Source organism: Nonomuraea sp. NPDC049784 (genome assembly GCF_040659615.1).
Taxonomy (GTDB): Bacteria; Actinomycetota; Actinomycetes; order Streptosporangiales; family Streptosporangiaceae; genus Nonomuraea.
The window spans coordinates 1-10,749 of record NZ_JBFAMX010000340.1 but is presented as its reverse complement, the minus strand read 5'-3'; the positions used below and the strand labels follow the sequence as shown (position 1 = coordinate 10,749).

General features: G+C 66.2%; 8 protein-coding genes. 4 read left to right on the top strand and 4 right to left on the bottom strand.

What is annotated here, in order from left to right; all coding sequences use genetic code 11:
- Together AB0J09_RS41740 and AB0J09_RS41735 are read right to left on the bottom strand one after the other, a co-directional pair.
- The coding region (locus AB0J09_RS41740; RefSeq protein WP_360703815.1) for an MFS transporter at window positions 1-794 on the bottom strand (794 nt) is incomplete at its 3' end.
- A 116-nt stretch (window positions 795-910) separates the two neighbouring features.
- Entirely contained in the window at window positions 911-1,996 is a 1,086-nt protein-coding gene (locus AB0J09_RS41735) for a hypothetical protein (RefSeq protein ID WP_360703812.1), read from the bottom strand.
- Between the two features lie 1,403 nt (window positions 1,997-3,399).
- On the opposite strand from AB0J09_RS41735, the gene AB0J09_RS41730 reads away from it, so the two are divergent.
- The 4 genes from AB0J09_RS41730 to AB0J09_RS41715 all read left to right on the top strand — a co-directional run bounded on the left by AB0J09_RS41730 (window position 3,400) and on the right by AB0J09_RS41715 (window position 8,782).
- The gene (locus AB0J09_RS41730; RefSeq protein ID WP_360703809.1) at window positions 3,400-3,795 is read left to right on the top strand and encodes a hypothetical protein; all 396 of its coding nucleotides are present in this window, start codon (window positions 3,400-3,402) and stop codon (window positions 3,793-3,795) included.
- A 759-nt stretch (window positions 3,796-4,554) separates the two neighbouring features.
- Entirely contained in the window at window positions 4,555-4,752 is a 198-nt protein-coding gene (locus AB0J09_RS41725) for a hypothetical protein (protein ID WP_360703807.1), read from the top strand.
- Window positions 4,749-6,197, top strand: coding sequence for a hypothetical protein (locus tag AB0J09_RS41720; protein WP_360703804.1), 1,449 nt, complete (start codon window positions 4,749-4,751; stop codon window positions 6,195-6,197). Before AB0J09_RS41725 ends, AB0J09_RS41720 begins: the two co-directional genes overlap by 4 nt.
- Window positions 6,198-8,464: 2,267 nt before the next feature.
- Window positions 8,465-8,782 (top strand): hypothetical protein, encoded by a 318-nt coding sequence (locus AB0J09_RS41715; RefSeq protein WP_360703801.1) that lies wholly within the window; start codon window positions 8,465-8,467, stop codon window positions 8,780-8,782.
- 554 nt (window positions 8,783-9,336) lie between these two features.
- Here the strand turns inward: AB0J09_RS41715 and AB0J09_RS41710 are convergent.
- Both AB0J09_RS41710 and AB0J09_RS41705 read right to left on the bottom strand, forming a co-directional pair.
- A complete protein-coding gene (locus AB0J09_RS41710; protein WP_360703798.1) occupies window positions 9,337-9,804 on the bottom strand; it encodes a helix-turn-helix transcriptional regulator in 468 nt (155 codons plus the stop codon).
- A gap of 20 nt (window positions 9,805-9,824) precedes the next feature.
- Window positions 9,825-10,583, bottom strand: coding sequence for a hypothetical protein (locus AB0J09_RS41705; protein ID WP_360703795.1), 759 nt, complete (start codon window positions 10,581-10,583; stop codon window positions 9,825-9,827).
- Between the last annotated feature and the right edge of the window lie 166 nt (window positions 10,584-10,749).

Sequence of the window (10,749 nt, the reverse complement as noted above, 5' to 3'; positions counted from 1 at the left end):
CCGCAGGCCCACAATCCGCCCAATCCGACGCCGACTGTCGACCTCACCCTCAGCTGGTCGCTGAGACGCCCAGCTCGGGCGCGCACACCGAGGCTGGCGGCAGCCAAGAACAGCGCCGCGGCACTCCAGCCAAGATTGTGCGAGGAGGCCCACCCCAACGGTCCCGCTCCTGTGGCCGCGACAGCCGCCGCAGCCATCGCACCCGCGAGCATGAGCGCGCCCGCCAGGTCCGACCGCTGCACCTCAGGGCGAACACCGCCAGACAGCACAGTTCGCATCACCAACAGGGCCAGGGCCGACCCCGCGCCCAACACATACACCGCCCGCCAACCAAGACCGCTGACCATCACACCGGTAACGACCTGAGCCAGCACCGCGGCCACACCGCAGCCAACGATCCAACCGGCCAGCGCCCGGGCGCGGCGCAAGGTGGGCATCTCGTCCAGCACAGCCGCGAGCGCAGCAGGCAGCAGGAACGCGGTACCTGCTCCCTGCAGAAGCCGCCCGGCCAACAGTAGCCACCACGTCGAGGCCGATGCGGCGGCTGCCGAACCGACGCCGAACAGGGCCACTCCCCCGATGAACATGCGTCGATGCCCCAGCACCCGCAACATGCGGCCCGCTACGGCGAGCACGGTGAGGCTGGCCATCAGGCTGAGCGTGCTCATCCGGATGAGCTCCGACGGCGGAATGCCGGCGCTGACAGGGTCGGCGGCCACGGCCGCCAGCAGCGGCGGGGTCGCGTTGACGTCTGCCGTGGGCAACGCTCCAGCGGCACAGGCGAGCACGCCCATGGCCCAAGGCCGGGTTCGGGCGTGGGAACGGTGCCGGGCCGTCTTGACGACGCGGGCAGGCGTGCGGTTGTGGACTGACGGGATGAGCCGGTGCGCCGACACGCGGTGTGTTTCGGTCATCGCTGCGCCCCCGGGAGCTGCGATGACACCGGTGTGCCTGGCACGGCCAAAGGAGGCAGGCCGGCCTCAGCGGTCAAGGCGACCGGGCGGTCCGCCTCATCGGCCGTCCGCCACCTCAGCTCATGTGCACATTCCAGCTGGGCTCGGTGTGCGACGCCCAGCGGCCACGCGCCGCTGCGCATGTACAGCCCGATCATCGGGTAGTCGACGCGGTGGCATCGGCCGCGCAGAAGAGTTCGAACCTCCTGCGCGCGCCGACCCATCGGGTACTGCGCGAAGGTGTCGATGGCCACCGCCAGGCGCGGGCCCCGCACGGTGCTGCGGGCGGCGCGCAGCCGTGCGGCCACACTGGCGAGGGTGCTCAGGTCGCTCGCGCGTGTGGGCCTCAGCCGCTGCACAAGCTGTCGCCACAGGGGGTCTTGGCGTTCGGCCGCCTGCACCAGCGAGTCGGCACTGGGAATCCGGCCGCGAGCCAGCGCGCGCCCCAGCCGGTCGGTGACCGCCTCAAGTTCGAACGCGAGCTCTACCTGCACCGGGCGGCGGGCCGCGGCGGATGCGTGCCAGCGCCGGGTGAACAACCGGCTCAGGCGTCGCTGACGGTCTGCGGCGTGCTTGCACAGCTCGCGTAGTAGACCAGCTGACACATTGCCGTGGGCGGCCTCGTCGACCAGGGGCAGCACGGTCGCGGCATCGGGAACGTGGACGCGCTGCAGGACTGGGGTCGTTGCCGGAATGTGCCGGGCCACGCTCGCCCCCAGCGCTGGCAGGTTGAGGCAGGCTTCCTGCTCCCGAGTAGTCAGCAGGTCCTCCAACAGCACCTCGCGCACAGGTTCACCCAACGGATAGCGGCGCAGGTCCGCCAGAGCGACGATGCGCCCGCTACTGGTGCGAACGCTTACTCCTTGCTCGGCCCACATGGGAACACTGGAGATCAGGGTGACCTGATCCAAATCGCGAAGGTGGAGACGGGGCAGATGTCCCAATACGACGATGTGGTGGCTGATGGGCAGGTTCGAAGCGCTGAAGCCGATGCTCTCGGCACGATCGGGGCGCGGGTCATGTTCACGCAGCACGCCGGTCACTGGCACGGGTATGGGGGGATCCGACAGGTAGTCCAGGACCTTACGCAGACGCTCACCGGAGTCAGCAGCCACCCAACCGATCGGCTGTTCGGACGCAGGCGCTAGTGCCTTCGCGCCTCTGGAAGTCGTTTGAGAGTCAGGGGCGGCCAGGCTCTCCTTCTCTGTGGTGGTGGTGGCCAATGGCTGCGCTGCCAAGCATGCGCATGCGGCAGACGAGGAGTCGTGCCTCGGCGCTTGCAGAGAGGCGGGGATCCCGCTGGCGAGGGTCAGCGGGAACGTCACCATGCCTTCCCAACGTGATCGACGCGCCATGTCCGGCAAAGGCAATGCGAGAGACGTGGATCCGTGCCCATGGCACTCCGGCCGATCCGGCCACCCAGTGCGCGGTGGCGCCGGGACGAAGCCTGGATGAGCGGTAAGGGCTGACCTGTGAAGAGGTCCACCGCTTCCCCTTTCCTGCGCTCGAGTTAAATAGCGACAAACAGGTACAAATCTCCCGAGACGGGCTAAGCTGGTCCGCCCTGACTCAATGTCAATGTCATTGTCAGACGTGCGGGTGAGAGTGTAAACAGGTTCAATTACTCGCGGCTGTCAACTTTTCTGACTGGAGGTCCGTTGTGACCCATTTGTTACATGGCCACGATGCCCCGACGCCCTCCCTGAGGCTGCCCTGCAGCCGCCTTCGCGAGAACCGCTTCCTCCTGTGGCGGCCCCCGCACTGCCTGGTTAAAGGGAGCGTGACATGACATCGGCGGTTGCGCCCCGGACAACAACATCGCGAGAGTCGCACGCCCGCCAAGCCCTCGCCAGCCTCGCCGACTGTGACAGCCCGATCTCGCTGGGCGCCTCGCACACAGGCGAACTGTGTGAATCAACAGACCTCAGCACGGCCGAGCCACATCCGTCCACGCGCCTCCAGAGCTACCTCGCCATGACGCGACGGACACCGGCCCGGGGCTAGCTGTCTGGTGGCCACGTGAGTCAGCGCACGGGGCCCAAGAGACTGGCGGACGACGGGAGGATTCAATCGAGCGTCTTCTGATTACGCCAGGACGCTTCGTGCGGTTGCACGGATGAGACGCCCAGCGTTCAGCGCCTACGTCCACCAGCAGCGAAGGTCCGAAGTGCGCACTTGCGCACCTCCTACGAGAACGGAAGGGGCCCCATGCGGCTCAGCCTTGACCTCAAGAACCTTCGAACAACCAACGAACTCGCCCGCGCGGCACCTCGCAATCTGATTACGTGTGCGCTACGGTCTCGATCATCAGTGATTGGAGGGGACAGAGGTGGCACAGCCCCACAAGGGACCAAGGGACACATCCACACTCAAGCTGCCGCTCGAGTTGAGGGAGCGGATCGAGCGAGCCGCGCCACTGCACAACTACCGGCAGCTTGGTGTCTACATGGCCGATCTCATCGCCGCGCTGCACCCGAATCCCGCGAAGGATCCCGCGCGGGCCGCGGCCATGCACTCGGTGATTCCCACGTTGCTGACGGATACACAGATCCCCGGCGGCACCAAGAAGCCGGTCACTGTCCGCACGCCCAAGGGCGTGAAGGCGCGTGTCAAGGCCGCCTACAGCGACTACGACTACCCCGACATGACCGCGTACCTTGCCACCCTGCTGAGTGCCTTGCATCCCATCGATGGAGAGGACGGCGAGGCCGCCACAGCATCCACCCTGGTTGGTTGCCTACTCGCCGGCGATCACATCAGCGTGCCTCCGTCAGGCAGTCGCGTTCAGGAAAAGCAGTTGTCGATTCTGAGTCACGCTGCTCTGTCCCAACATGCGGCCTAAGCCCTTCGAATCCTTGGCGAGAGGAGACGCGCCAACGCCGACGTAAGACGCCATCAACGGCGAGCCCCACAAATGCAGAGAGCCCCCGCGCTACTTGGCCTGGAAAACCGTGCGCGAGAGCTCTCTCTACAAACAGACATCCGGCCCGGCTCGTGTCGGCTTCGGCTTTCGCGTGCCTGGCCGGTGTCCAGAAGTCTCGGAGTCCAAGATAGACGAGGATCCCCGGGTCGGCCAAGTCGTACACGCAATTGGCGTGTTCGGCGTGTCGCGACCCATGATGATCGTTACCGCTCACGAGCGTCTTAAACCGGACACGCCGTGGAGCGGACACCTGCTGCATGGATGCGCCGTCGCCTGGGCAGCAAAGCGCCCAGTACGTCGCCTCCAGCCGCATGGCCGGCGCCGGCGACGGGTCTGCCTTTGCCGCATGACATGGCAATTGGTTGAGCGGCGTGCGTTCGCCGACACTCCCTCTTCGATGGCCCATGCGCTGATGCCCCCTTGTCCCTCGGTCCCGGTCGAACCAGCTTGGTCGCCTTCAGGCCAACCAACCCCACAAGCTCGCCGTCGCCATTGCGCGACTGGCGGCCCTGAAGCATGCCGAACCGGAGGCGCGCCCCTGAACTAACCCCTTGCTGCCCGGACGCTGCCGCCCGGGCCAACCCCTAATCCCATACCGCACCAGCGCTCTGGCACCGGACCGTCCGACTCACGCCAGCAGCTCTGTTTAGTGCACCCAAAAACCGCACGGAGCATCCCATGAGCCATGCGCTCTCTTCAGTACGCCCAAAAACAGACCTCCACAGCGAGGGCCTGACGCCTCATCTCGCCGAGGCGGATATCCGCATCGCCCACAACGCGTCTGTCACGCTGCCCTGTCTGCGCCGACCAGGAGCGGTCGTCGCGTCGCTTTTGCTGAGGCCGACGTCCGGCGAAGACGCGGAGGACGCCGCATGAGTGCCAAGAAGCACCACCAGATACCGCGCACTCTGCTCTATAGCGATCACAGCGCGCTCGCAGTGGCCGCCTGGTGTCTCTATGAGGCGCTCGGCACTCCTGATGTCCTTGGCGGGCGCCAGCCCGCGCGCGCCCGTCGTTGCTGGGTCGCTGATCAACTCGGTGTCAGCGAGCGCACGTTGGACCGAGCCCGGACTGAGCTGCTTGCCGACCACGATGGCGCGGGCCCGTTTCTCGTTCGTGAGATCCGCGGCCGTAACCGATCGGCGTTGCATTTCGCGTTGCGCCGACCGCAGGAGACCCGCAAGCCTTACGCCGCCGTGCCGGCCTGGAGCCTTGCCCGCATCCATGCGGGGCCAGGCCGCCTCGAGGGGCAGGTGTGCCCGGAGACCTGGCGGGCCTACGCCGTGCTGGTCGATCGACTCGACCCAGCGGGACACGATGTGACGCTGGCCAAGCTGGGAGTGTGGTGGTCATGTTCGGCCACCACCGCACGTCGCCGGCTGAGGGCCTTGGAGGCGGTCGGCTGGGTGCGAGTGCGCCGCCGCGGCGGGTTGTGGATGCATGTCCAAGCCATCACCGACGAGCACCTCATCACGATCGTTTCCGCAGACGAGGTTCCTGCCGATGGCCCTGGTGCAAGTGCCACGCTTGACGAGTCCCCCCTGCCAGATCTGACGACTCCCCCCCTGCCAGAGGCGTCGGATCGCCCCCTGCCAAATGTGACGCCTCCATATGGCGCACCTTCAGAGGGGGCACCTTCAGAGAGTTCACCCTCAGCCAGCGCAAATCCTCTCGCCGTAGGCGATCTACAGCACCGTAAGGGCGAACGCTGGAGCGCGCTGCCGCGCGAGAGGCCAATCATCGACGGGGACAAGCCGGGCACCGCCTCTCGGCGTCGACCGCCAGGCGCACTGAGCGTGATGACCGCGATCCCGCTGCCCTGGCAACTCGACATGAGTTCCGGTGACCGGGACCGGGTCCTAGCGGCGATCGAGAAGGAGATGGCGGCCGGCAAGACCGTCACTGAGATGACCTTGCGTATTCGCCGCCGATTGACCACATGGGCCGGTCGGCAGCCTCGCCGTCCGGTCGCCGCGGCCTTGACGGTGATCAAACGCGGTTACGACTGCCCCCGTCCCGATTGCGAGAACCATCTGCTGCCGTCGGGACATCCCTGCGGTGCCTGTGCCGAGATCGGTCTCGAGGTGTATCAGCAGCGGCATGCCCAAACCGCAGGTGCCCCAGCAGCGCAGGCCGATGTGTCACCCACGCCCCCGCTGTCGTCTCCCGCACAAGCCGCGCATCCCGCGTCGCCGAAAATGGGACCGCAAGAACCTGATCCTGAGTGCTTGCGGCGCGGCGTGGCGCTAGCGCGAAGGCTGCTGCGGGAGGGCAGGCAGTCGGCAAGCGATCACCTGAGTCCCGTGATACGGAGCGCGTGATGGGCGCCATTCTGTGCAGCGGTGACGCAAATGATCAACCGACTGCAGGAGAGCCGAAACGCGGGCCGAGGGCTCGAAGCAGCTCTGCCTCACCCGTTCCTGACAGCGGTATGTGTCGGCCAGGGGAAACCCGCAATGGCGTCCGCGGCACGCCGATCGAGCTGACTGCTGGGGTTGATGATCCTCCATCGGCGCGTAAGGGGGGCGCGGCCAGGTCAGGGGCATCGCGTCGTGCATGGAGGCGCACCAAGCCCCGCAAGGATCCCGGGCGGACAAGGCGCCGCAGCACGCCCTGCCCGCCCGGAAGTCATCGGCGGGGATCGAGTGCTTGGTCGATCATGTCCATGAGGCGTCCTGTCCTGGCGTGCAACCGCAGCAAGACCGCGAGGTGGGGTGTAGGCGGGAGGTCCAGCGCCGACATGCTCTCCGTGGGTGCCTCATCGTCATGGCCTGTTTCGTGCGCGCGGTGAGCGGCGCGCTTCCCCCTCGGCACTGGAGCATCTGCGACGCAGGCGGATGCATCGGGTGCTTCGTGGGGTTGCCCGCTAGCCTCTGGCAGAAAGTAGGCCGGCTCGCTTGCTGGGGGCCGATGGCCATTCACCACCATGTCGAGCTCCCTGAAGATGAGGTCTGCGAAAGTGCTGGCAGAGGTGTCGGCGTGATTGACGAAGGTCCGGGCGTGCTGGCTGGGCATTCGTTCGCGCGTCGACGGGTACGGCGCGTACCGCTGGCCCTGGCACCTGCTGTACAACTGCGGCTGCCAGCATCGCTGTTGCATGCGAGTCAGGATCGCGCAGCTTGACATGGGGCGAGTAAGTATCCCGTCGGCGTCGATGCGTTCGAAGGCGCACGGGCTGGAAGGCTCGGCCGCCGCATCGCTTGGGTAAGCGTTGACACCAGCGGTGAGCGAGAGAGCCGGCGACCTGTACTTGCTGAGCAGCACCACCGTTTCTCGACAGCAGCGGCAGGAGCGGCCGAAGAGTAAGGGTCGCACGCGCGCCCGCCCCACGCCCTTCTGGCAGGTGAGCGACAGGCATGGCCACGCATGCGACCCCAGTAGCTCGGAGTTACCGAGCCTCGGAGCATCACCTGTCCCCGTGCCGAGCCTTGAGGGCGCCTGTAGCTGTCTGATAGGCAGGCTCGGCCTCGGACCGCAGGACCTGGAAACAGGTGACTTGAAGCGCATTGACTCCTCGTAAATCAACAAGTCAGACAGTAAAGGAGAACAGCAGCTCTGTCACCGGATCGGTTAAAAGTATCGAATGAAGTTACCGTTCTGTTATATTTAGCCGTTTTCCGCCTACTTGGCTCCCGGCTGCGCTCGGCGGAGTGGTCAAACAGTAAATGTGCTGCTAGTGGCAGGACTTGGCGCACGAAGCCAACAGGGTCATCCATCCAAACGAGGTGCGCAATCTCCACGCCGTTGGGTGAAATGACCGCTTTGCGTCGTACTGTCTTGATCAAATCACAGAACGGAAACAAATCGTAGTTTGTGCTCGAATGAGTAGGAATTCTCCGCCCCTCCTCGTATCATCCAGCAAGATTAGTTACAGCCTGTTGAGAACGTAGTCAGGAGTTAGGGAATGCGCGACCAGCCGCAAGGGCGGGAGCCCCACCCCGACGACGACTCGCCAGACCAGCACGCGTTGGGCCGCCATCGCACCGCCGGCAGCGGCCCCGACCACGGCCAGCAAGCGCTTTCGTCTCGGCTGTGGAGCAGCATGACCCACCATCTGAGCAAGCACGGCCACCTCCTAGCCACCACCGTGGCGGTCGGCACGCTCGCGCTCAGTGCATGGGTCCTGATCAACCCGGTGAGCCGCTCCAACATCAACGCCCGCGTGGCCGCCGAGCCTCAGGCCCGTCCTTCGCCGCGGGAGCACCTGCTTAAGGAATCGGTATCACCGGCACCCACCACCGATCAGTCGCCCGACCCGATCGGAGCCTCTCCGCCCATCCCCACCCGCACCAGGCACCACCCCCTCCCCTCCTCTCGCCTGCCAAAGGGCTCCCCCACGCGGCCGCCTACTGCCGAACAATCGACGCCGTCTGCGGTCAAGACACCGCAAGCCCGACATACCTCCGACAGATCGCTGCCCATCACAGAACCGCCGAGCATCGACACCCCCACCACAAGCGACCCCTCCGCCACGACGAAGGCGTTGCCCGCTCCCCCACCTCCACAGGCGTCGATCCCTCCAGTAATCAGCTTGGGCTCGAACCGCTCCGCCCCGATCTCGCTGTCGTGCCTCGTCGGGACGTGCCGCATGACGTCCGCCACCGGCACCCACGACATCACCGTCGCCGGAGACACCCTTACCGTGGACGCCCCCGCCCCCACGCCTGGATGCCTCGGCCCTGCACGTACCGATTCAGGCACCTTGACCATCACCTGGACGGGCATCAACCGTGGTGATGGCAACACCACGTCAGGAACGACCACCGGCGGCGGCACCCTCACCACCACAGTCACCTGGACAGTCGTCGACGACGAGGGGGACATCGTGGTCGAGCCATCCGATGGCAGCTACTCGAGCAACTGCCCATCCACGCCCAAGAGGGTGAGACAGAGCAGCCCGTCATGAAACGTCTGAGCCGCCGACGTCTCCTCCCCCCATCCTCATCGCCCCTGGTCGTCGACGCGTCCGCGTGTGTCGGCAGCGATCAGGCACGGCGGCGTAGCGGTGGCGGCGATGCAGAGCAAAAGTCGTCCGCCGCCCAACACTCCCGGGTTCATCGATGCTGTGGCGGCGAGCGCGCAAGGTCTGACGGCAGCCGCGCGTCGGCCATCTGGCGGCGGATCCGCATCGCGACGAGAATGCGTCGGGCGTCGATCGGAACGTCAGCCACGCTCCGCTCGTGAGAGCTATGTCCGCGCGCCACCCCCGCGCCGCAGCCCGGACGATCGGCGGATCCGTCCACGGTTCGCGCCTGAACGTGGATCTGCTCCCCCTCGTCCGCTACGTCCTCCACCACCAGCGATGATCATCCCGAAACACTGTGGTGAGACGCTCGTCGACATCATGTATGGGCTCAGCGTGATGCTCCGAGACTCCCCATCACCGCCAATCCGAGACAGAACGGTTATCTGGACCCACAGACGCCGCCGGACGTCACAAAGTCTTCATCCTGCAGCCGATCAATGAACGTCAGCCGGCATCGGTGAGGCATGCATGAGCGGCTCGTGCTTGTCGGGATCATGGTCAAGAAGGCCATCCCCAGGATCCCGGATGAGGGTGATGGTGGTGACATGCTGGTTGTTCCTGGTGAGGGTGCTGGTCTCGCAGGAGACGATGTCGCTGCGGGCACATTCTGCGAAAACGCGCTTGATCAGGCGAATCACCCGCCGCTGGGTAGCGGTGCGCCGATCCAGGTGCGCCTGGCGAGCTCGCTGCGGTGCGATGCCGTGGCGTAGGTAGACGGGATCGACATCGAAGTAGGCGGCTAACCGGTGCAAGACTGCCGACGATGGCCGCCGATTGCCGCTTTCCAGGTAGCTGACGTAGCTGTCCGATAGGCCCACCGCCTGGGCCAGCTTGCCCTGGGACAGGCCTGCCTCCGCTCTCAGGCCCCGCAGCCGCTGACCGAGGGTTTCGAATTCGACCATAGTTCTCCCTTCCTGCGGGGTCATGGCGATGCCATCTTCATCTTGGGCGGTGAGGCGTGTTGCGATGTGCGGCTGTGGCGTTGGTTGGGCCGCTGAGGCTGGTTGGGCGCCTTGCGAAGAGGTGTCGGTGGGGTGGGTGTGGTGGAGGTACGCAGGCGCGCGGCCTCGGCACGCGCGCTCTCGTGGCCGCGGTCCTGCCGCTGGAGCGTCGCCTCCAGCTGCTGGTGGAGGCGCTCGATACCATGACGGGCCTGATGGCCTCGCTCACCAGCGACAGCGGCCCTGTCGAGGTTGTCGTGCACGGTGCGAAGCGCGCTGGCCATCTGCCGCGTGGCCCAGGTCCGGACAGCGTCAAAGAACGCCTGCACTCGGGGCTGAGAAGCGATCTTGGCGTAGTGCTTGCCGAGCGACTTCTCCACACTCAGCCCCACGGTGCGCGCGCTGTCGAAGATGCGGCGGATGCGTTGGGCGGCCGGCTGAGCACCGATCACGGGTGCGTGCTGGCCCAGGTTGCTAACGGCTTGGGCGACATCCGGAAGCTGCTGCCAGACCGGGCCGAGCTCGTCGCTGAAGCGGCCGTACTTGGCGGCAGCATCGATTTTGGCGCGATAGTCGCGTTCGGTCAGCGGCAAGCCGAGCTCCTCTTTCAGCTGGGCGAGCCCCAGTCTGACGTGGGAGAAGTCGGGAACGTCGGCCGGTGGCACGAGGTCGTAGACGGCGGCGAGCATACCGTCGAAGGCGCGATCCAGATGCGTCGCCGGCGAGATGGAGGTGGACATCGGCAGGTCCTTATCAAAGGTAGCGACGGCTAGGGAAGGGAGCCGCTCGCAGTGGTGAGCGGCGGCAGCGCTGCGGGTGCCGGCATGTTCCACAGGGTGGGCTTGGCGTCGCGGTGCACTGGCTTGTCGGGCGCGATCATGCAGCGGGCGAAAGGCCCGTTGGGGG